General features: G+C 69.2%; 19 protein-coding genes. 11 read left to right on the forward strand and 8 right to left on the reverse strand.

The features are described from left to right. Window positions 1-84 precede the first annotated feature (84 nt). Both glnA and V6S66_RS04980 read left to right on the forward strand, forming a co-directional pair. Window positions 85-1,425 (forward strand): type I glutamate--ammonia ligase, encoded by a 1,341-nt coding sequence (glnA, locus tag V6S66_RS04975; RefSeq protein ID WP_334205646.1) that lies wholly within the window; start codon window positions 85-87, stop codon window positions 1,423-1,425. Between the two features lie 58 nt (window positions 1,426-1,483). Continuing rightward, window positions 1,484-4,390 (forward strand): bifunctional [glutamine synthetase] adenylyltransferase/[glutamine synthetase]-adenylyl-L-tyrosine phosphorylase, encoded by a 2,907-nt coding sequence (locus V6S66_RS04980; RefSeq protein ID WP_334205647.1) that lies wholly within the window; start codon window positions 1,484-1,486, stop codon window positions 4,388-4,390. A 93-nt stretch (window positions 4,391-4,483) separates the two neighbouring features. On the opposite strand, the gene V6S66_RS04985 is transcribed toward V6S66_RS04980, so the two are convergent. The 7 genes from V6S66_RS04985 to V6S66_RS05015 form a co-directional block, all read right to left on the reverse strand. Next, window positions 4,484-4,804 (reverse strand): WhiB family transcriptional regulator, encoded by a 321-nt coding sequence (locus V6S66_RS04985; protein WP_334205648.1) that lies wholly within the window; start codon window positions 4,802-4,804, stop codon window positions 4,484-4,486. A 100-nt stretch (window positions 4,805-4,904) separates the two neighbouring features. Beyond that, complete coding sequence (locus V6S66_RS04990; protein WP_334205649.1) at window positions 4,905-6,188, reverse strand: cyclopropane-fatty-acyl-phospholipid synthase family protein; 1,284 nt, start codon at window positions 6,186-6,188, stop codon at window positions 4,905-4,907. Continuing rightward, on the reverse strand, window positions 6,185-6,931 hold the full coding sequence (locus V6S66_RS04995) for a DUF1365 domain-containing protein (protein ID WP_334205650.1): 747 nt from the start codon (window positions 6,929-6,931) through the stop codon (window positions 6,185-6,187). Before V6S66_RS04995 ends, V6S66_RS04990 begins: the two co-directional genes overlap by 4 nt. After that, window positions 6,928-8,208, reverse strand: coding sequence for an NAD(P)/FAD-dependent oxidoreductase (locus tag V6S66_RS05000; protein ID WP_334205651.1), 1,281 nt, complete (start codon window positions 8,206-8,208; stop codon window positions 6,928-6,930). Before V6S66_RS05000 ends, V6S66_RS04995 begins: the two co-directional genes overlap by 4 nt. Before the next feature lie 4 nt (window positions 8,209-8,212). Next, window positions 8,213-9,592 (reverse strand): fatty acid desaturase family protein, encoded by a 1,380-nt coding sequence (locus V6S66_RS05005; protein ID WP_334205652.1) that lies wholly within the window; start codon window positions 9,590-9,592, stop codon window positions 8,213-8,215. Between the two features lie 45 nt (window positions 9,593-9,637). Beyond that, entirely contained in the window at window positions 9,638-9,952 is a 315-nt protein-coding gene (locus tag V6S66_RS05010; protein ID WP_334205653.1) for a 2Fe-2S iron-sulfur cluster-binding protein, read from the reverse strand. 120 nt (window positions 9,953-10,072) lie between these two features. Beyond that, window positions 10,073-10,324, reverse strand: a complete 252-nt coding sequence (locus V6S66_RS05015; RefSeq protein ID WP_334205654.1) for a hypothetical protein — start codon at window positions 10,322-10,324, stop codon at window positions 10,073-10,075. 36 nt (window positions 10,325-10,360) lie between these two features. Here V6S66_RS05015 and V6S66_RS05020 point away from each other — a divergent pair, with 36 nt between their 5' ends. The 5 genes from V6S66_RS05020 to V6S66_RS05040 all read left to right on the forward strand — a co-directional run bounded on the left by V6S66_RS05020 (window position 10,361) and on the right by V6S66_RS05040 (window position 14,265). After that, window positions 10,361-10,546, forward strand: a complete 186-nt coding sequence (locus V6S66_RS05020) for a hypothetical protein (RefSeq protein WP_334205655.1) — start codon at window positions 10,361-10,363, stop codon at window positions 10,544-10,546. 196 nt (window positions 10,547-10,742) lie between these two features. Further along, entirely contained in the window at window positions 10,743-11,195 is a 453-nt protein-coding gene (locus tag V6S66_RS05025; protein WP_334205656.1) for a MaoC family dehydratase, read from the forward strand. Window positions 11,196-11,197: 2 nt separating this feature from the next. Beyond that, window positions 11,198-12,430 carry an MFS transporter gene (locus tag V6S66_RS05030; protein ID WP_334205657.1) on the forward strand — a complete coding sequence of 411 codons (1,233 nt, stop codon included), beginning with the start codon at window positions 11,198-11,200 and terminating at the stop codon, window positions 12,428-12,430. Between the two features lie 106 nt (window positions 12,431-12,536). After that, window positions 12,537-13,532: a Bug family tripartite tricarboxylate transporter substrate binding protein gene (locus tag V6S66_RS05035; RefSeq protein WP_334205658.1), complete on the forward strand. Its 996-nt coding sequence runs from the start codon at window positions 12,537-12,539 to the stop codon at window positions 13,530-13,532. Window positions 13,533-13,542: 10 nt separating this feature from the next. Beyond that, window positions 13,543-14,265 carry a crotonase/enoyl-CoA hydratase family protein gene (locus tag V6S66_RS05040; RefSeq protein ID WP_334205659.1) on the forward strand — a complete coding sequence of 241 codons (723 nt, stop codon included), beginning with the start codon at window positions 13,543-13,545 and terminating at the stop codon, window positions 14,263-14,265. On the opposite strand, the gene V6S66_RS05045 is transcribed toward V6S66_RS05040, so the two are convergent. Next, the gene (locus V6S66_RS05045) at window positions 14,251-14,910 is read right to left on the reverse strand and encodes a GntR family transcriptional regulator (protein WP_334205660.1); all 660 of its coding nucleotides are present in this window, start codon (window positions 14,908-14,910) and stop codon (window positions 14,251-14,253) included. The two genes, V6S66_RS05040 and V6S66_RS05045, sit on opposite strands and share 15 nt — an antisense overlap. Before the next feature lie 179 nt (window positions 14,911-15,089). Here V6S66_RS05045 and V6S66_RS05050 point away from each other — a divergent pair, with 179 nt between their 5' ends. From V6S66_RS05050 to V6S66_RS05065, 4 genes are all read left to right on the forward strand, one after another. Continuing rightward, window positions 15,090-17,267, forward strand: a complete 2,178-nt coding sequence (locus V6S66_RS05050; protein WP_334205661.1) for an acetate--CoA ligase family protein — start codon at window positions 15,090-15,092, stop codon at window positions 17,265-17,267. Between the two features lie 62 nt (window positions 17,268-17,329). Further along, the gene (locus V6S66_RS05055; protein WP_334205662.1) at window positions 17,330-18,328 is read left to right on the forward strand and encodes a tripartite tricarboxylate transporter substrate binding protein; all 999 of its coding nucleotides are present in this window, start codon (window positions 17,330-17,332) and stop codon (window positions 18,326-18,328) included. Window positions 18,329-18,403: 75 nt separating this feature from the next. After that, window positions 18,404-18,925 carry a tripartite tricarboxylate transporter TctB family protein gene (locus V6S66_RS05060; RefSeq protein ID WP_334205663.1) on the forward strand — a complete coding sequence of 174 codons (522 nt, stop codon included), beginning with the start codon at window positions 18,404-18,406 and terminating at the stop codon, window positions 18,923-18,925. 3 nt (window positions 18,926-18,928) lie between these two features. Further along, complete coding sequence (locus V6S66_RS05065; RefSeq protein WP_334205664.1) at window positions 18,929-20,458, forward strand: tripartite tricarboxylate transporter permease; 1,530 nt, start codon at window positions 18,929-18,931, stop codon at window positions 20,456-20,458. Window positions 20,459-20,462 lie beyond the last annotated feature (4 nt).

Consider the following 20,462-nt stretch of genomic DNA (forward strand, 5'->3'; position numbering starts at 1 on the left):
GCTGGCCCGCGGCACCCACGAAACGTTCCGTGACCGCCTCACGGGGAAACATGGGCGAAACAAACCGCGTGCGAGGATGACCGCATGGGTAAGCAGGAAGCATTCGTGCTGCGCGCGCTCGAGGAGCGCGACGTCCGTTTCGTCCGACTGTGGTTCACCGACGTGCTCGGGTCGCTGAAGTCGGTCTCGATCGCGCCTGCCGAGCTCGAGGGGGCGTTCGCCGAGGGCATCGGCTTCGACGGCTCCTCGATCGAGGGCTTCGCCCGCGTGCACGAGGCCGACATGCTCGCCAAGCCCGATCCGTCGACGTTCCAGATCCTGCCCTGGCGCGGCGAGACGCCGGCCACGGCGCGCATGTTCTGTGACATCCACCTGCCCGACGGGACCCCGTCGTTCGCGGATCCGCGTCACGTGCTCAAGCGCGCGATGCAGAAGGCCGCCGACATGGGCTTCACGTACTACACGCACCCCGAGATCGAGTTCTACCTCTTCAAGGGCAAGCCGCCGGCCGGCGGTCAGCCCGTCCCGGTCGACGACAGCGGCTACTTCGACCACACCGCCCAGGGCGGCGGTGGCCAGGACTTCCGGCGTGAGGTCATCACGATGCTCGAGAGCATGGGCATCAGCGTCGAGTTCAGCCACCACGAGGGCGGTCCGGGGCAGCAGGAGATCGACCTGCGCTACGCCGACGCCCTGTCGATGGCCGACAACATCATGACCTTCCGAACCGTGGTGCGGGAGGTCGCGCTCACCAACGACAAGTGGGCGTCCTTCATGCCCAAGCCGTTCACGGACCACCCGGGATCGGGCATGCACACGCACGTCTCGCTCTTCGAGGGTGACGAGAACGCGTTCTACGAGGCCGGCGCCGAGTACCAGCTGTCCGGCACGGGCCGGGCGTTCATCGCCGGCGTCCTGCGCCACAGTGCCGAGATCACGGCGGTCACGAACCAGTGGGTCAACTCCTACAAGCGCCTGGCCGGTGGCGGTGAGGCCCCGAGCTACGTCTGCTGGGGCCACAACAACCGCAGCGCCCTGGTGCGCGTGCCGATGTACAAGCCGCACAAGAGCGGCTCGGCGCGCGTCGAGCACCGCGGCATCGACGCGGCCTGCAATCCCTACCTGGCCTTCGCCCTGGTGCTCGCCGCCGGTCTGAAGGGCATCGAGGAGGGCTACGACCTGCCGCCCGAGACCGAGGACGACGTCTGGTCGTTGTCGGAGCGCGAGCGCAAGGTGCTGGGCATCCCGTCGCTGCCGCACAACCTCGACGAGGCCATCGCCATCATGGAGAACAGCGACCTGGTGGCCGAGACGCTCGGCGAGCACGTCTTCGACTTCTTCCTGCGCAACAAGCGCCGGGAGTGGCAGGACTACCGCACGCAGGTCACGCAGTTCGAGCTCGACAAGCTCATGCCCATCGTCTGAGTCAACGTCTCCCGGCGGGCTGGTCGGGGCCTCCGTCACCCTGCCGTAACCTGTGGCCGTGCCCTCGGAGACCCCTGACCTGACGCGTCGCGGCTTCCGCAACGTCGATGCCGCTGCCGCCCACCTGGCCGACCTGGGTGAGGTCGACCCCGGCCTGGTCGAGCGGATCGCGAGCGTCGCGTCCCCGGACACCGCCCTGTCGTCGCTCGCGGCGATCGCCCGCTCGCTCGGCGCCGACGCCCTGCGCGAGCGGCTCGCCGATCCCGACCTGCGCGAGCGGCTGCTCGTCGTGCTGGGCACGAGCGAGGCGATGGGTGACTTCCTGGGACGCCACCCCGAGCTCGTCGACGAGCTCGCGGGCGACCAGCTCGACCTTCGCCGGCGCGAGTCCTCCGCGATGCTGGCCGAGCTCGCCGAGGCGAAGGACGCCACCGAGCTCCGGGTCACCTACTACCGCCAGCTGCTGTGCACGATCGCGCGCGACCTCAACGCCTACTCGACGTTCCGGGAGACCTCGTCGGAGCTGTCCGACCTCGCCGTCGCCACGCTCGAGGCGGCGCTCGGCATCGCCCGGTCCGAGGAGGACGACGCCGACCTGGTGCGGCTCGCCATCATCGCGATGGGCAAGACCGGTGGTCACGAGCTGAACTACATCAGCGACGTCGACGTGATCTTCGTGCACGAGACCGCCGACGGCGCCGACGAGCAGAAGGCGCTGCGCGCCGCCACGCGGCTGGCCTCCGCCGTCATGCGCATCTGCAGCGAGCCCACGAGCGAGGGCACCATCTGGGAGGTCGACGCCAACCTGAGGCCCGAAGGGTCCCAGGGGCCGCTGACCCGCACGGTCGGCAGCCACGTGGCCTACTACGAGCGCTGGGCCACGACCTGGGAGTTCCAGGCACTGCTGAAGGCCCGGTTCGCGGCCGGCGACACCGAGCTCGGCCAGGAGTACCTGGCGGCGGTGCAGCCCATGATCTGGGAGGCGAGCACGCGCGACAACTTCGTGACCGACACCCGCGCGATGCGTCGGCGGGTGCTCGACCACATCCCGGCCGCCCACCGCGAGCGGCAGCTCAAGCTCGGCAGCGGCGGCCTGCGGGACGTGGAGTTCGCCGTCCAGCTCCTGCAGCTCGTGCACGGTCGCGCCGACGAGAGCCTCCGCAGCCCCACGACCCTCGACGCCCTCGAGGCGCTCACCGAGGGTGGGTACGTCGGTCGCCGCGACGGCGCTGCGCTGGAGGAGGCCTACGAGTTCCTCCGCACGCTGGAGCACCGCATCCAGCTCTTCCGGCTGCGCCGCAGCCACATCGTCCCCGACGACGAGGAGGACCTGAGCCGGCTCGGCCGCAGCATGGGCTTTCGCGTGTCGCCGGCCGAGAACCTCGTCTCCGAGTGGCAGTCGCACCGCCGGATCGTGCGGCGTCTGCACGAGAAGCTCTTCTACCAGCCCCTGCTCGAGGCCGTCGCCTCGCTGCCGACCGAGGACATGCGCCTGTCGCCCGAGGCGGCCCGGGAGCGGCTCGTGGCCCTCGGCTTCCGCGACCCGAAGGGCGCGCTGGCCCACCTGGAGGCGCTGACCTCAGGGGTCTCGCGGCGCAAGGCGATCCACCGCGCGCTGCTGCCGGCGATGCTCGCCTGGTTCAGCGAGGCTCCGGACTCCGATGCCGGCCTGCTCGCGTTCCGCTCGATCTCGGAGAGCCTGGGGGAGTCGCACTGGTACCTCCGCAAGCTGCGCGACGAGGGGGAGGGTGCCGAGCAGCTCGCGCGTCTGCTGTCGTCCAGCCGCTACGTCTCCGACCTGATGATGCGCAACCCCGACGCGGTCGCCCTGCTGGGTGACGACGCCGAGCTCGTCCCCCGCGACTTCGAGCGCATCCACACCGAGATGGCCCTCGCCGCCAAGCGTCACGCGCGCGACGCCAAGGCCGCCGTGCGGGCGATCCGTCGGATCCGACGTCGCGAGCTGTCGCGCGTCGCGATCGCCGACGTGCTCGGGCGGCTCGACATCGTCACGGTGGGCCACGCGCTCTCCGACCTCAACGCGGCCACGGTGTCGGCGGCCCTCACGGCCGCGACCCGGGCCGTCGAGGACGAGCGCGGCGAGATGCCGACCGCGATGGCCGTCGTGCTGATGGGTCGACTCGGCGGTCGCGAGTCGGGCTACGGGTCGGACGCCGACGTCATGTTCGTGCACCAGCCGCTGCCGGGCGCCGAGGAGAAGGCGGCGTCCCAGGCGGCCACGGCGGTCGCGACCCGGTTGCGCGAGATGCTGCAGGCGGCGGGCGACGATCCGCCGCTCGAGGTCGACGCCGACCTGCGACCGGAGGGCCGCAACGGTCCGTTGGTGCGCTCCTTCGCCTCGTACGAGGCCTACTACGCCAAGTGGTCGGCGGTCTGGGAGGCACAGGCGCTGCTCCGGGCGTCGCCGATCGTGGGCGACCCCGACCTGTGCGCTCGGTTCCGGACCTTGATCGACCCGATGCGCTACCCCGAGGGCGGGCTGGACGAGTCGGCGGTCCGCGAGATCCGCCGGATCAAGGCCCGGGTCGAGTCCGAGCGGCTGCCGCGTGGCGCCAACCCGACGACCCACCTGAAGCTGGGACGCGGTGGCATCGCCGACGTCGAGTGGACGGTGCAGATGCTGCAGATGTGCCACGGCCACGAGGTCGAGGACCTGCGCACGACGGACACGCTCGCCGCCCTGCACGCGGCTGCGGCGGCCGGGCTGGTGGCCTCCGAGGACGCAGCGATCCTCGAAGAGGCGTGGCGCCTGGTCAGCCGCATCCGCAACGGTGTCGTGCTGATGCGGGCCAAGCCGGCCGAGTCAATGGTGGAGCAGGCAGCGGAGAAGGCCGGTCTGGCCCATCTGCTCGGCTACCGGCAGGACGAGGGCGAACGGATGGTCGACGACTACCTGCGCATCACCCGTCAGGCGCGCGCGGTGATCGAGCGCGTCTTTTGGTAAGCCGCTCGCGCTCGTTCCTCGCGCTGACTCCTGCAACTCGCCAGAGCGAGCCGCAGGCGGCTCAGCCTCGCTTCGCTCGGCCCTTGGTGGGCGTCAGCCGGCCTTCTTGGTCTGGATCGAGCGTGACGTGCGACGGGCGGCCGAGGCGCGCAGGACGTGCTCACGCTCGGTGGCGTTGAGCCCGCCCCAGACGCCGTAGGGCTCCTGGACCGCGAGGGCGTGCTCCAGGCACTCCTTCACGACGGGGCACTGGCCGCAGAAGGACTTCGCCGTGGCCTCACGGTGCCGGCGACGCGGACCGCGCTCGTACTCCGGGGGAAAGAACGTCTCCGGGTCCGCCGCGTTGCACGCGCCGAGGTACTGCCACTCGTACGACTCCTGCCGGGGGGCCGGAAGTCGGGTGATGCTGGCCATGGTTCCTCCTGGGTTTCTCACCGCTCAGAGGTACTTCGCCACTCCCCGGGTCCTGGATTGGCCCGGGAACCTGAGGATTCCCCCAGACTCTGGCGACCCGTCAGCGACGCTGCATCTGGATCTGCACGACGTCGAGGTAGCCCGTGGCGAACCCGGCCTCGCAGTAGGCGAGGTAGAACTCCCACATGCGGCGGAAGGTCTCGTCGAAGCCGAAGTGCGAGATCTCGTCCCAGTTGGCGTTGAACTCCTCGCGCCACAGGTGCAGCGTGCGGGCGTAGTGGATACCCAGCGGTCGGCGGGACGTGACCTTCAGACCCGTGTGCTTGGCCAGGGAGAGGTCGATCGCCTTCTCGGACGGGATGAGTCCGCCGGGGAAGATGTACTTCTGGATCCAGCCGTACGAGCGACGCGTCGTGCGGTACCGGTGGTGCGCCATCGTGATGGCCTGGATCGAGACGCGTCCGCCGGGGGCGAGCAGGCGGTCGATGGTCTGGAAGTACGTCGGCCAGAACTCCTCGCCGACGGCCTCGATCATCTCGCAGCTCACGATCGCGTCGTACGTGCCGGTCTCGGCCTCGGGGACCTCGCGGTAGTCCTGCAGGCGGATCTCGATCTGCTCGGCGACGCCGGCCTCCTCGAAGCGCTGCTGCGCGAGCGCGGCCTGCTCCTGCGAGAGGGTGATCGTGGTGACCGTGGCGCCACGCTGGGCCGCGCGGATCGCCAGGGAGCCCCAGCCGCTGCCGATCTCGAGGACCCGGGAGCCCTCGGTGACGGCGGCCTGGTCGAGGATCCCGTCCATCTTGCGGATCTGGGCCGCCTCGAGCGACTCGTCGTCGTCGGCGAACCAGGCCGACGAGTACGACAGGGTCGGGTCGAGGAAGCGGGTGAAGAGGTCGTTGGAGAGGTCGTAGTGGGCCTCGATGTTGGCCCGGGACCCCTCGGTCGTGTTGCGGTCGGCGCCCGGCAGGTCGATGTCGACGAGCGTGCGCAGCTTCTGCAAGGGGGCCGGGACCAGCTTGGTGAGCCGGGCCGCGAACGGCGTCAGCAGCTCGGCCAGGTCGGTCGAGGGACCGGCGGACCAGTCGCCGACCATGTAGGCCTCGCCGAGGCCGATCTTGGTCTGGTCGCCGATGCGGTTGAACAACCCGGCGGAGCTCGCGACCGCGAGCTCGGGGGAGGACGCGTCGCCCTTGCCCCAGGAGGCGCCGTCGGGGAAGGTGACGCGCACCGGCATCTTGCGCACGGCGCGCTTCATGAGCGACTTGGCGACGCGACCCTTGACGGGGGTGCGGGGGGTGTCCGACAGCTCGGGCCAGGCGTTCTGGTCCGGGGCGGGCAGCGGGCTGCGATGGGCGGGCACGAGGTCCGTGGTGGAGTCGGTCATGAGGTGCCCTCCTGGGGGTCACGGTGGGGTCGGGGGACGAGGGGGAGGCGGCGCAGCCAGAGCCACACGCCATGGATTCGGATGAGCGCACTGGTGCGCTGGGTCATGAGGGGCTGGGTCACGACGGTGCGCAGCACCTGACCGGCCGAGGCGTGGCGCGGGGAGCCGTCGAACGTCGCGGCGAAGGCCGTACGCCCCTCGCGCTTGAGCACGATCGTGGTGGTCACCCGGTCGTGGCCGAGCTCGAACAGCAGGTCGTAGCTGCCGTCGACCTCGTAGAACGGCGAGACGTAGAACGCCTTGTCGACCTGGGCCCTGCCGGCCGCGTCGGGCTGCAGGAAGTAGGCATGGCGCTCGCCGTAGGTGTTGTGCACCTCGGCGACGATGCACCGGACGCCGTCGTCGTCGATGGCCCAGAACACGCTGAGCGGGTCGAAGACGTGGCCCAGGACGCGGGCGTTGGCGAGCATCACGATGCGGCAGTCGCTGACGTCGACGCCCTGCGCGCGGCAGTAGGTCTCGATGTTCGCGCGGATCGTGGCGCCCGGGTCGCCGATGTGGTCGGCGGCGCGGAACGTGGCGAACGGCCGCAGCCAGAACGGCACCCGCGGCATCGCGTCGAGGTCGACGAGCCACTGGTAGACCCGGTGGCGGAACCGGTGGTCGACCGGTCCCTTGCGGGCGTGGGAGACCGTGCCGTGCACGAGGGCAGGCAGCGAGGGCAGGGCGACGGCGGTGCTCACCAGGTGGCCCCGAGGGCCCGCGCGGCCGCGATGCCCGAGCGGCAGCCGTCCTCGTGGAAGCCCCACCCGTGGTACGCGCCGGCGAAGACCGTGTCGGCGCGGTTCAGGGCCGGCAGCTCGCTCTGCGCGGCGACGGAGTCGGGCGTGTAGAGCGGGTGCGTGTAGTGCATCGTCTCGACGACCGCGTCGGCCGCCAGGCGGTCGGTGCCGTTCAGCGTGACGAGGAAGGGCGGGGCGTCGGTGAGGCCCTGGAGGCGGTTCATCCAGTACGTCACCGGGGTGGCGGTGCCACTGGGCGCACAGGCGTCCATCCGGTAGTTCCAGGCCGACTTCGCCTGCGCGGCCTCGGGCAGCAGGGAGGCGTCGTGGTGCAGCACGGTCTCGTTGTGCGAGTAGCCGAAGGCGCCGAGCGTGCGGGTCTCGTCGTCGCTCGGGTCGGTCAGGAGCGCGAGCGCGTCGTCGGCGTGGGTCGCGATCACGACCTGGTCGAACTCGTGCGTCTGGCCCGTGTGGTCGGTCAGCAGCACGTGGTCGGGCTTGCGGCTGACGGCCGTGATGCGGGTCGAGTGCCGGACGTCGCCGATCTCCTCGGTCACGCGGTCGACGTAGGTGCCGGAGCCGCCGACCACGGTGTACCACTGCGGCGAGCCCTTGATCGACAGGAACCCGTGGTGACGCAGGAACTCGAAGAGGTAGCGCGCGGGGTAGTGGCGGGCGTCGTCGTTGCTCGAGGACCAGACGCAGGCCACGACCGGGAGGGCGTAGTGCCGCAGGAAGTACTCGTCGAAGTCGTGCTGGGCGAGGAAGTCGCCGTAGGTGAGCACCTCGCCGGCCGCGGCGCCCTGCTCCGAGCCCTCGGGGGATTCGAGGAGCGCCAGCGCCAGCTTCTGGAAGCGCTTCACGTTCAGCAGCATGCGGATGTAGCGCGGGTCGAGGAGGCGGCGGCGCTGGGCGAACAGGCCCTTGCCACCCCGGCCGCCGGCGTACTCCAGCCCACAGCCGTCGCACCGGATGCTCATGCTCATCTCGGTGGGGCGGATCTGGACGCCGAGCTCGGCGAACAGGCGCTGCAGCTCGGGGTAGTTCCGGTCGTTCAGGACGATGAAGCCCGTGTCGACGCGGTGCGTGCGACCGGCCTCGACCACGTCATGGGTGTGCGCGTGGCCGCCGAAGCGGGGCTCGGACTCGAAGAGGGTGACCCGGTGCGTCGAGCGCAGGGCGTACGCGGCGGTGAGGCCGGAGATGCCCGAGCCGACGACGGCGACAGAAGAGGTCATGCTGCTAGTTCGTCGTCAGTCCGCGATCGGATGGGTCCGGCCGAGGTGATCGGCGTCGCTCTCGGCCCGCATGCTGGCCGCGACGATGCCGGTCTCTCGGCGGGGCAAGCTCATGCGGTCCAGTGTTCCGCACGATCGCGTGAGGCGCGAACCGCCTCACGCTTCGCGCGGCGCAGCGCCTTGCTCTCGGGGCTCTTGCCCACCATGTACGGGTCCGACGGCCTGCGTCCGTACGTGGCGAGCTGACGCTCAGGAGCTGCCGGCCCATGCGGCCGCTGTTGTACGGCAGGCCGTGACGCTCGCAGATGTCGCGGATCTCGCGGGCGACCTCCGGGTAGCGGCGGGCCGGGATGTCAGGGAACAGGTGGTGCTCGATCTGGTGGCTCAGGTTGCCGCTCAGGACGTGGAACGGGCGCGAGCCGGAGATGTTGGCCGAGCCGAGCAGCTGGCGCAGGTACCACTGGCCGCGCGACTCGTTCTTGACCTCGTCCTCGTCGAAGGACTGCACCTCCGCCGGGAAGTGGCCGCAGAGCATGATCAGGAACGTCCAGATGTTGCGGATGATGTTGGCGGTGAACGTGGCGCCGAGGACCGCGAGCGGGGCCCACCAGCCGACCATCGGCACCAGGGCCAGAGCCAGCACTGGGAACGCGACGTAGTCCTTGAAGACCTGACGGCGCGTCTTGGCCAGGGCCCGCTTCTTGCGGGCCGGGAACTCCTCCTTGGACATCTCGCCCTTGAGGTAGTCGCCGAGCTCGAGGCCGTGGTACATCACGCCCCACTCGAAGAACAGCATCAGTAGGAAGGCGGCCGGGAGGTTGGCGCGGTGGCTCGGGTACCAGGGCTGTGCGTCGTCGATGCGGAGCAGGCCGTACCCGATGTCCTTGTCCATACCGTGGATGTTCGTGTACGTGTGGTGCAGATAGTTGTGGCCGTGCTTCCAGTCCTGCGCGGGCGCCACGTTGTCCCACTCGTACCGCTTGCCGTCGATCAGCGGGTCGTTCATCCAGTCGTACTGACCGTGCATGACGTTGTGGCCGATCTCCATGTTCTCGAGGATCTTGGAGAGGCCGAGGAGCACGATGCCGGCGACGAACGTGGGCCAGAAGAACGGCGTGAAGATGCCGATGCGGCCCAGGATCTCCGACCACTGCTGGAGGCGCACGACGCGGCGGATGTAGTCGGCATCGGCCTGCCCGAGCGACTCGAGCGTGCGGCGCCGGACCGCGTCGAGCTCGGTGCCGAAGGAGTCGAGCTCCTCGCGGGTCATGAGGTCCAGGCCGATCGTAGCCTGGCGGCCGGTCGCGTCCGCCAACGGCGCGGGCGCCTGGTTGTGGCCGGTGGCGTCGTAGCGGACCGGGATCGTGGTGCGCTTGTGGCTCATCGGATCACCTTTCTCGCAGCGTGGTCTCGAGGTCGGGGGAGGCGCTCAGAGGGCGACGGTGACGTCGCCGACCGGCATGTGGACACAGGGCTTGATGGTCTCGTCGGTGTTGGCGTTGACCTCGCCACTGATGACGTGGCGGACGGCGCCGTACAGCTTCTTGATCGCACAGGTGTTGCAGACGCCCATGCGGCAGCCGTACTCGGGCGTGAGATCCGCCGCCTCGGCCTGCTCCAGGATCGTGTTGCCGGAGTTCTCGGCGACGGTGCCGAAGCGGTCGAAGCTCAGGGTTCCGGACGCCTGGGCGGCCGCGGCCTCGAGGAGGGCGGGGTCGATGGTGGGGACCTTGAAGTACTCCATGCGGAGCTGGTCGGCCGCGTCCTGCTCCGTGTAGGCGCTCGAGCTGTCCCGCGACCACGGATTCGCGCAGATCAGCCTGCGTCAGGTCCCCCGCCCGGCAGGCGTCGTGCTGACCGCGTTCTACCGCCACTTCGAGTCGATGGACGAGCTCGGGCTGGCGCTCGTCGAGCGGTCGTTCCTGACGCTGCGCACCATGATGCGTGAGGCGCAGCGCGATCCCGATGTGCTCGACAACATCATCGAGGCGTCGGCCGAGGTCCTCGTGCGCGTCGTGAAGCAGAACAGGATGCACTTCGCGTTCGTGGCGCGCGAGCGCACCGGCGGCTCCGCGGCCGTGCGCGAGGCGATCCACCGCGAGCTGGGGCTGTTCATCTCCGAGCTCGCGGTCGTCCTGGCCCGCCTTCCCCCATGGAGCGGTGGTCGGGCGACGACGTCAAGATGGCGTCGGGACTCTTCGTGCGCAACACGTTCTACCGGGCCGAGCAGGTCGTGCAGATGCCGGAGGGTCGACCCGACCGCGAGGCCGAGATCATGCGCAAGGCCGAGCGTGAGATGCGCCTGATGGTCCTGGGCTCCGAGGCCTGGGAGAGCTGAGCCGGCGCGCTCGTTCCTCGCGCTCATCTCCGTGGCTCGCTGTAGCGAGCCACGGCCGGCTCAGCCTCGCGTCGCTCGGCACATGGTCACCGTCGGTGGTCGAGGTGGGTGCGCCCTGGCGCGCGAGCCCCGAGGTCTCAGGTTCTGCTACCGTGCGAACGTATACAAAAAAGTATGGGATAGCGGAGGTAGTGGCATGCGGGTGTTCGCAGGACCTGAGGAGCTGCGCGCGGCGGTCGGCGAGGAGATCGGGGTCAGCTCCTGGCTCGAGATCACGCAGGAGCGTGTCAACCAGTTCGCCGACGCGACGGGGGACCAGCAGTGGATCCACACCGATCCCGAGCGAGCGGCCGACGGGCCCTTCGGCGGGACGATCGCCCACGGCTACCTGACGCTGAGCCTCATGGTGCCGTTCATGCTCGAGGTCTACCGCGTCGAGAACCGCAAGCACGCCGTCAACTACGGCCTCAACAAGGTGCGCTTCACCTCGCCCGTCCCGGTCGGTTCCCGCTTGCGGGGGCGCCTGACGTTGGCCGAGGCCTCCGAGGTTGCCGGGGGTCTGCAGATCCTCTGGGCCATCACGATCGAGCGTGAAGGCGAGGAGCGACCCGCCTGCGTCGCCGAGAGCATCACGCGCATCTACTTCTGACCGTGACGACGACGTCGGACGCGGGACGGTCGTCCTGGCAGCTCATCCGGGACCCTCGGTTCGGCTCGTTCATCCTGGGCAAGACGCTCGCCTTCATCGGTGTGTGGATCCACAACGTCGTCGCTGCCGTGATCGCGTGGGAGATCACGCACTCGGCCACGTGGGTCGCGATCGTCAGCGTCGTCCAGTTCCTGCCGCAGATCCTCCTGGCGCCGATCGTCGGGCCGATGGCCGATCGCTCGAGCCGGGGTCGGCAGGTGGCGTACGGACGCGTCTTCTGCGTCGCCGGCTCCGGCGGACTCGGGATCTGGCTGTGGGTTACGGGGATCGACAGCATCGGCATCTGGCCGGTGCTGCTCATGACGTTCACCGTCGGTGTCGGGTTCGCTGTCAGCGGTCCGGCGATGCAGGCGATGGTCCCGGACCTCGTGGAACCGGCGGAGGTCGGACGCGCCGTCGGGCTCGACTCGGTCCCGACGATGCTGGGCCGTGCGGCTGGCCCGGCGATCGGCGCCCTGCTCCTGGCTTTCGCGGGAGCCGCAGCCGCGCTCGCCGTGGCCACGATCGGCCACCTCGCCTTCGGCGTCATCGGCGTCCTGCTCGCGCGTGACGAGCTGCCTCGGGAGACGTCCCCCGACGGCGGCGGCTTCATCGACGGGCTGCGGTACATCCGCCGGAACCCCGTCGTGATCCTGCTGCTGCTCGGCGTCACGGGGGTGGGGATGGGTGCCGATCCGGTCGTGACGCTCGCCCCCGCGCTGGCGCACGACCTCGGTGGCAGTAATGCGCTGGTCGGCTACTTCGGTTCGGCGTTCGGCGTGGGTGCCGTTCTCGGGAGCGTCGTCTCGGCCACGGTCGGTGGCGCAAGCCGGCCGACGTCGGCACCCGTCGCAGGTCTCGCGGTGATGGGCGCCGGGATCGCGGTCATCCCGCTGATGCCGACGGCCCTGGGTGTCTGCGCAGCCTTCCTGGTCTCTGGCGTCGGCTTCACCGTGGCACTGGCCGGCTGCACGACATCCCTGCACCGCGTAGTGCCCACGTCGATGCGTGGTCGGGTGATGTCGCTGTGGGTCATCGCGTTCATGGGGACCCGTCCGGTCGCGGCGATCGTCAACGGTGTCCTGGCCGATGCCTTCGGCACAGCGGTCGCGCTGGTGGCGATGGGCCTGTTCGTCGCGGCGACCGGTGCCCTGTGCCTGCCTCGCGTGCTGCAGCACGTCTCGGAGCGTAGATAAATATATACATTCTTGCATTTTAAAACGCACTCATGATTGACTGCGAACGCTGTGACGCAGCGCACATCCGCGGACGGTCGACACGACCAGACACAGGAGCACGGTCATGAAGAAGCTCACCAGCGGCCTACTTGCCGGGGTCCTTACCTTCGCCGTTGCGGCGTGCGGGGGCTCAGGCACCTCGTCGGCCGATCCCGCGGACGCGGACGGGTACCCGGGCGACGACATCACGATGATCGTCACGTACGCCGCCGGCGGCGCGACAGATATCGCCGGTCGCGCGATCGCCCAGGCGTTCGAGGACTCCCTCGGAGTCTCGGTCGTGGTCGAGAACGTCGAGGGTGCCTCCGGTGCGATCGGCTCGGCGGAGGTCGCGCAGGCGCGCCCCGACGGACTTACGGTCGCCATGACGACCTCCTCGGCCGTCAACCGGGTGCCGCTGATCGAGGAGGTCGGCTTCACGGTCGACGACATCATCCCGATCGGTGTCGTGACCCAGTACGACGGCGTGATCTCGGTCCCGGCCGACTCGCCTTATAAGACGATCGACGACCTGATCGAGGCTGCGAAGGACGCGCCGGACGAGATCACGGTCGGTCAGGCCGGTGCCCAGGTGCCCGGGGCCGTCGAGTTCGAGCGCATGAAGGCCGAGTACGACGTCCCGTTCCAGGTCGTGCCGTTCCAGGGAGACGCCCCCACGCTGACCGGCCTGCTCGGCAAGAACGTCGACGCGGCCGTCACCTCGTGGAACGAGAGCGTCCAGGCCCAGCACGACACGGGCGCGATCCGACCGCTCGCCGTCATGGGTGCGGAGCGCACGTCCTACCTGCCCGACGTGCCGAGTCTCGCGGAGAGCGGCTTCGAGGACCTCGTCTACGGCACGTCGACCTACATCATCATCGTGCCGAAGGGCACGCCCGAGGCGATCGTCACGAAGCTGGAGACCGAGCTCGAGGCCGCCGTGAACGACGCGGACACCCGCACGGCACTGGGTGGCGACATCGGGGTGCCCGAAGAGTTCGTCGGCTCCGAAGGGCTCTCGAAGCAGATGGAGACGGAGATCGACGCCCTCGGATCGATCCTCCAGGAGCTGTTCGGCTGAGGGCAGCGCCGTGACCTCCCCTGTCGTCGCCGAGGCCCGTGGTGCGGTCCTGGTCGTGTCGCTCGACCGGCCCGGGACGCGCAACGCGATCACGGCTGGCATGGCACAAGCCGTCGCCCGGCACCTCGACGGGCTGGACGAGTCGCCCGACCTCCGGGTCTCGGTGATTCACGGGCGCAACGGCTACTTCTCGTCCGGGATGGACCTGAAGCAGTTCGCGCGCACGGGGGAGCGGCCGCTGGACCCGCACCGGGGCAGTGGCGGCCTCGCGTGGGTGCCGCCCCGCAAGCCGGTCGTTGCCGCCGTCGACGGCTACGCGCTGGGCCTCGGGTTCGAGATGGTGCTGGCGTGCGACCTCGTGGTCGCGGCGTCCGACGCGGTGCTCGGTCTTCCGGAGGTCACCCACGGACTGGTGGCCGGGGGTGGCGGAGCGATGCGCCTCCCGTCGCGGCTCCCGCGGGCGGCAGCGATGGAGATCCTGCTGACGGGCCGCCCGTGCCCCGCGACTCGCCTCCACGAGCTGGGGCTCGTCAACCGCCTGGCCGCGCCGGGGGAGTCGCTCGAGTCGGCGGTCGCCCTTGCGGAGGAGGTGGCCGCGATGGATCCCGCCGCGGTCGGGTTGACCAAGCAGATCGTCGTCGAGTCCCGTGACTGGTCGGAGTCGGAGATGTTCGCCCGGCAGGAGCCGCGACTGGCGGCGTTCCTCGAGGACCGGCGGTCAGCGGGGTCGTGACCACCCGATGCGCTGGGTCACGAGAGACTCGGTGGATCCTCGGTGCTCGTCGCTGATCCGGATCAGCCTTTCGAGGTCGTTGGCGCGGACCGCCTCGATGATCTGCACGTGATCGCTGTGGACCCGCAGCCGCGAGTCGGCCTCCTGGATGTAGAGCGAGCGGTAGAAGCTCGACATGTACCAGAGGCGCTGGACTTCCTGGCGCACGAGCTTGAGGGCGGAGTGATCGAAGAGTCGGAAGTGGAACGCTAGGTTCGTTTCCTGGTACTCGTCGGGATCCGTGGCCGATGACAGGGTGGACAGCTTGGCGTTGAGTGCCTCGAGCTCTGCGACATCGACCGTGCTGAGGTCGATCGAGCGGAGCAGCTCGGTCTCGAGGAGTCTGCGCATCAGGTAGATCTCGGAGAGGTCCTCGCCGCTGAATCGCGCGACCGTGAAGCCGGTGTTGGGCTTGTAGGTCAGCACGCCCTCGGCCTGCAGGGTCGACAGCGCCTCGCGCACGGGGATGCGGCTGACGTTCAGCAGGGCAGCGATCTCGCCCTGGTGCACCTTCTGTCCGGGCAGGAGCTCGCCCGAGATGATCATCTGGCGGATCTCGGTCAGGCAGCGCTGGACGCCGGTTGCCGTCGGGGCGGTCTTCGTCATCCGTACTCCTCGTCCTGGCCTCAGGCGCGCGGCCGGAGTTGCTGATTCAGGCGAGCGTATCGGTCGGTTCGGAGATTGGCGAACAATTAGGTATACATTCTTGCATGTCATCCCGCATTCATGATTGACTGCTCGGGATGTGTTGCAGGACACATCCTCGACGAAAGGACCGACGGCCCGTGACCCAGACCCCAGCGCCGCTCGCCGACCGGATCACCCGGTCGGCCGACACGACGGGCCTCGACGCACTCTTCGACCCGCGGAGCATTGCGATCCTCGGCGCCTCGTCTGACCCGACCAAGATCGGCGGCCGCCCGGTCCGCTTCGTGAAGGAGTCCGGCTTTGCCGGCACGGTCTACCCGATCAACCCCAAGTCCGCCGAGGTCCAGGGTCTCCCGGCCTATCCCGACATCGAGTCGGTCCCCGGTGACGTCGACCTGGCGCTCGTGGCGCTCCCGAACTCCCACGTACTCGACGCGGTGCACGCGTGCGGACGCAAGGGCGTCAAGGTCGTCACGATCTTCAGTGCCGGATTCGCCGAGATGAGCGAAGCCGGCGCCGCGCAGCAGCTGGAGATCGTCGACACCGCCCGCAGCTACGGAATGCGGGTGCTCGGGCCCAACTGCATCGGCAGCATGAATCGTGCGACGGGTGCCGTCGGCACGTTCGCCGCCTCGGTCGGCGTGCCGTTCGTCCGCGAGCCGCTCGCGACGGTCGCCCTCGCGAGCCAGAGTGGGGCCATCGCCAGTGAGTGGGTCGTCTCCGGTACGCAGCGTGGCCTGCAGTTCGACCCGTGGCTCTCGACCGGCAACGAGGCAGACATCCAGCTCGCCGACGTCCTGGCGCACCTCGCGCTCGACCCCACCGTCGAGGTCATCGCGACCTATCTCGAGGGAGCCCGTGACGGGGAGCGCCTGCGCGAGGCCCTGCAGATCGCCCAGGAGGCGGGCAAGCCCGTCGTCGCGCTCAAGGTGGGTCGTTCCGAGGTCGGCGCGACCGCGGCAGCTTCGCACACCGCGTCGCTCGTGGGGTCCGATCAGGTCTTCGACGCGCTGTTCGAGCAGTACGGCGTGATCCGGGTCGACTCGATGGCCGAGATGTTCGACGTCTGTTACGCCCTGGCCATCGGCAAGCTGCCGAACGGCGATCGACTCGGGATCCTCACGGGTTCCGGGGGCGTCGGCATCATCGCCGCGGACGAGGCAGCCGACAACGGTCTGCGTGTTCTCCCGCCTTCCGACGGCCTGCAGGCCGAGCTCAAGGAGATCTGGCCGCCGGCGGGCGTGGGCAATCCCATCGACCTGACCGCACAGATCATGAACGACCGAAGCCTGTTCCCGACCTTCGTCGACGCGTGCCTCAACGACGGCGCTTACGACTCGATCGTGCTGGGCATGACCTACATGGGTCTGCTCGACCCGTGGACCGAGCAGCTCGTGGAAGGCCTCGCCACCGCGCGGGCCAACCACCCCGACGCACCCTTCTACGTCACGACCCTCTCCCGACCTGAGATCCGACAGCAAGTCGAAGAGCTCGGCATCCCGGTGTTCGAGGACATCTCGACTGCGGTGCGCGTGCTCGGACGGGTCACCGACTACGCCATGCGCCGCCAACGCTTCGAGCAGGAGCGCGCCTCGCGCGCCGACGTCGCCGCGCTGCCGGCCGCTCCTGAGCTACCGTCGACGCTGACGGAGGTCACCGCCAAGGCGTTCCTCTCGGCCGCCGGCATCGGCGTCGTGCCCGAGATCGTCGTGACCTCGGCCGAGGACGCCGCCCGTGCTCAGGCCGAGATCGGCGAGCCGGTCGTGCTGAAGATCGTCTCGCCTGACATCGCGCACAAGACGGAGGCCGGTGGCGTGGTGCTCGGCATCGACACCCCGGATGAGGCCGCAGCGGCGTTCGACCGCATCGTCGCCTCGGCCCACGGCTACGATCCCGGAGCGCGGATCGAGGGTGTGCTGCTCGCGCCGATGATCACCGATGGTGTCGAGACGATCCTCGGGGTAGCCAATGATCCGACTTTCGGACCGGTCGTCGTCTTCGGCCTCGGCGGCGTCTTCGTCGAAGTCCTGAAGGACGTCACCTACCGGCTTGCACCGTTCGGGCTCGACACGGCTCGGGGCATGGTCCGCGACATCCGCGGCGCCGCAATGCTCGACGGCGTCCGTGGTGCCGAGCCGGCCGACGTCGAGGCGCTCGCCGAGGCCCTCGTGGCCTTGTCCCGGCTGGCCGACGCGCACCGCGACCGCCTCGACTCGATCGACGTGAATCCATTCATCGTCCGGCCTGCTGGCCGGGGTGCCCTCGCGCTCGACGCCCTCGTGGCGCTGCGCGAACGGTTCGGGGAGGACGCATGATCCGCCGGATTCGTCCGACGGTCCACGCATCAACAGCTGTCCCAACACACAGGAGTAGGAACATGAAGAAACTGGGCATCGGCATCGTCGCCGGAGTTATGACGCTCTCCCTGGCGGCGTGCGGGGGCTCCGGCTCCTCGGACTCCTCGGACGATGCGGCGGCCGACGGCTATCCCGAGGACGACATCACGATGATCGTCACCTACGCTGCGGGCGGACCGACCGACATCGCCGGTCGCGCCGTCGCCGCCTCCTTCGAGAAGGAGCTGGGGGTCTCGGTCGTCGTGGAGAACGTCGAGGGGGCTTCGGGCGCCGTCGGCTCGGCTCAGCTCTCGCAGGCGCAGCCCGACGGTCTGACGGTCGCGATGACGACGGTCTCGGCCGTCAGCCGGGTTCCGCTGATCGAGGAGGTCGGCTTCACCCTCGACGACGTCATCCCGATCGGCATCGTCACCGAGGGGGCCGGGGTGATCCTGGTTCCGGAGGACTCGCCGTACGAGACGATCGACGACCTGGTCGAGGCCGCCAAGGACAACCCAGGTGAAGTCACGATCGGTGCTGCCGGTGCGCAGACGCCGCAGGCCGTCGAGATCGAGCGCATGAAGTCGGAGTACGACGTCCCGCTGCAGCTCGTGCCATTCCAGGGCGACGCCCCGTCGCTCACGGCCCTGCTCGGCGGCAACGTCGATGCCATCGTTCCGTCCTACAACGAGGCGGTGCGTGCGCAGGTCGAGGCAGGCGCGATCCGTCCGATCGCGGTGCTCGGGCCCGAGAGGGCCGACTACCTGCCCGAAGTGCCGACCTTGGCCGAGAGCGGCTTTGAAGACCTGATCTACGGCATCTCGTCGTTCATCCTCATCGCCCCGGCGGGCACTCCCGACGCCATCGTTGCCAAGCTCGAGGAGGCGCTGGAAGGTGCGGTCAAGGACGAGGAGACGTACGCGGCCCTCGACGGCGAGATCCTCGTCCCGGATGAGTTCACCGGGTCCGACGAGCTCGAGACCCGCATCCAGGAAGAGATCGACGTGATCGGCGACGTCCTCCAGGAACTGTTCGGCTGACCCGGCTCGGGGTCCCGGGCCCTGTGCCCGGGACCCCCGTCCGCCTGACCCTCGACAGGACAGAAGATGACGAACATGACCGATGACCCCGTTCCCGACGTCGACGATGTCCCGTCCACGACCCCGCCCGCTCGGGGGACTGGCTGGGTCGCCTCGAAGATCCCGCTGTTGGTCACGATCGCCGTCGCGATCGTCTTCCACGGCCAGATGGGCGACATGGAGATCGGGTCGCTCATCGAGCCCGGGCCCGGCTTCTGGCCGCGAATCCTCATCATCGCCATCGTGCTGATGTCGCTCGTCGGCTTCGTCGCCGACCTCAAGGAGGGCATCGAGACGTTCGAGCTGCCCGGCCTGGTGCGCGTGCTGGGGGGCTTCGCGGCGCTCGCCGCCTTCGTGCTGATCTTCGAGAACACCGGCATGATCCTGGCCGGCATCGTCTTCCTGATGCTGTGGCTGAAGGGTCTCAACGGCGAGTCGTGGCGCTTGTCCGTCGTCCTCGCCGTGGTTGCTCCGCTGCTCACCTACCTGCTCTTCGTGGAGGCGCTCGGCGTGCGCTTCCCCGAGGACATCGTCGCCAGCCTCTGGGGAGGTCGCTGACCCATGGACAACCTGTCTCTGCTGATGGACGGATTCGGCGTGGTATTCACGCCGGAGAACATGCTGTTCGTGTTCCTCGGAGTGACGATCGGCACCGTCATCGGCGTGCTCCCGGGCCTCGGCCCGACCGCTACGATCGCGCTGCTCCTGCCGATCACCTATGGCATCTCGCCCGAGGCCGCGATCATGATGCTCGCCGGCGTCTACTACGGCTCGATGTACGGCGGCACCATCACGTCGGTCCTCCTGCGCATCCCGGGCGAGGCCGCGAGCGCCATCACGGCCCTCGACGGTTACGAGATGACCAAGCAGGGTCGCGGCGGGCCGGCGCTCGGCATCGCGGCGATCGGCTCGTTCATCGGAGGCACGGTGGCCATCCTCGGGCTGGCGTTCGTCGCTCCGCTCCTGGCCACCTGGGCCGTCCGCTTCGGTCCGCCGGAGTATGCGGCCCTGACGATCCTCGGGCTCGTGCTCGTGACCTACCTGGGCACCAAGTCGACCGTCAAGAGCATCATCGCGGCCCTGTTCGGTCTGCTGCTCGCCTCGATCGGTCCCGATCCGATCCGCGGCACCTCACGCTTCAACTTCGACATGCCGGAGCTCTTCTCGGGCATCGATCTCGTGGCCATCGCGATGGGTCTGTTCGGCATCGGCGAGATCATGTACAACCTCGAGCAGAAGATGAAGGGCGCCGGGACGATCGGCAAGATCGACCGGATCCTGCCGACCAAGGACGACTGGAACCAGTCGCGCGGCGCGATCGCCCGCGGCACGCTGCTCGGCTTCCCGATCGGCATGCTGCCCGGTGGTGGTGGCGTGATGTCCTCGCTCGCCTCGTACGCGGCCGAGAAGAAGCTGGCCAAGGACCCCAGTCGGTTCGGCAAGGGGGCCATCGAGGGCGTGGCCGGTCCGGAGACGGCGAACAACGCCTCCTCCATCTCCGCCTTCATCCCGCTGCTGACGTTGGGCCTGCCCTCGAACGCCGTGCTCGCGCTGATCCTGGGTGCGTTGATGATGCAGGACATCACTCCCGGGCCGGGACTCATCGAGGAGCAGCCCGAGCTGTTCTGGGGCGTCATCGCCTCGATGTTCGTCGGCAACCTGATCCTGTTGGTCCTCAACCTGCCGTTCGTCGGCATCTTCGTGCAGCTGCTGCGGGTACGGATCGGGATCATCGGCGGCGTCGCCCTGCTCGTGACCTTGGTCGGTGTGTACACGATCAGCTACACGGAGTTCGACATGTGGGTCATGCTCGGCGCTGGATTGGTCGGATACCTGATGCGCAAGACCGGGTTCGAACCCGCACCGCTCGTCCTGGCCTTCGTGCTGGGCAGCGTGCTCGAGGTGGCCTTCCGGCAGTCGATGCTGCTGTCGAACGGCGACCTCTCCATCTTCGTCTCACGCCCCATCTCCGGCTCGATCATGGCGGTCGTCGCCCTGGTCGTCGCTTTCTCGGTCGTCGGTGCGATCCGCCGGCGCCGAGGCGGCAAGAGTGGGCTCGTCGAGATGACCAAGCAGCTCGCAGAGGACTGATCAC

Source organism: Aeromicrobium sp. Sec7.5 (assembly GCF_036867135.1).
GTDB lineage: Bacteria > Actinomycetota > Actinomycetes > Propionibacteriales > Nocardioidaceae > Aeromicrobium.

Bases quoted from the DNA above. Each gene is read 5' to 3' on its own strand.
- V6S66_RS05035 (WP_334205658.1), top strand. From the start codon at position 12,537: ATGAAGAAGCTCACCAGCGGCCTACTTGCCGGGGTCCTTACCTTCGCC.
- V6S66_RS05065 (WP_334205664.1), top strand. From the start codon at position 18,929: ATGGACAACCTGTCTCTGCTGATGGACGGATTCGGCGTGGTATTCACG.
- V6S66_RS05015 (WP_334205654.1), bottom strand. From the start codon at position 10,324: ATGAACAGCCCCAGCTCGCGGTGGATCGCCTCGCGCACGGCCGCGGAG.
- glnA (WP_334205646.1), top strand. From the start codon at position 85: ATGGGTAAGCAGGAAGCATTCGTGCTGCGCGCGCTCGAGGAGCGCGAC.
- V6S66_RS05060 (WP_334205663.1), top strand. From the start codon at position 18,404: ATGACCGATGACCCCGTTCCCGACGTCGACGATGTCCCGTCCACGACC.
- V6S66_RS05025 (WP_334205656.1), top strand. From the start codon at position 10,743: ATGCGGGTGTTCGCAGGACCTGAGGAGCTGCGCGCGGCGGTCGGCGAG.
- V6S66_RS05005 (WP_334205652.1), bottom strand. From the start codon at position 9,592: ATGAGCCACAAGCGCACCACGATCCCGGTCCGCTACGACGCCACCGGC.
- V6S66_RS04985 (WP_334205648.1), bottom strand. From the start codon at position 4,804: ATGGCCAGCATCACCCGACTTCCGGCCCCCCGGCAGGAGTCGTACGAG.
- V6S66_RS05055 (WP_334205662.1), top strand. From the start codon at position 17,330: ATGAAGAAACTGGGCATCGGCATCGTCGCCGGAGTTATGACGCTCTCC.
- V6S66_RS05045 (WP_334205660.1), bottom strand. From the start codon at position 14,910: ATGACGAAGACCGCCCCGACGGCAACCGGCGTCCAGCGCTGCCTGACC.
- V6S66_RS04990 (WP_334205649.1), bottom strand. From the start codon at position 6,188: ATGACCGACTCCACCACGGACCTCGTGCCCGCCCATCGCAGCCCGCTG.
- V6S66_RS05020 (WP_334205655.1), top strand. From the start codon at position 10,361: ATGGAGCGGTGGTCGGGCGACGACGTCAAGATGGCGTCGGGACTCTTC.
- V6S66_RS05010 (WP_334205653.1), bottom strand. From the start codon at position 9,952: ATGGAGTACTTCAAGGTCCCCACCATCGACCCCGCCCTCCTCGAGGCC.
- V6S66_RS05000 (WP_334205651.1), bottom strand. From the start codon at position 8,208: ATGACCTCTTCTGTCGCCGTCGTCGGCTCGGGCATCTCCGGCCTCACC.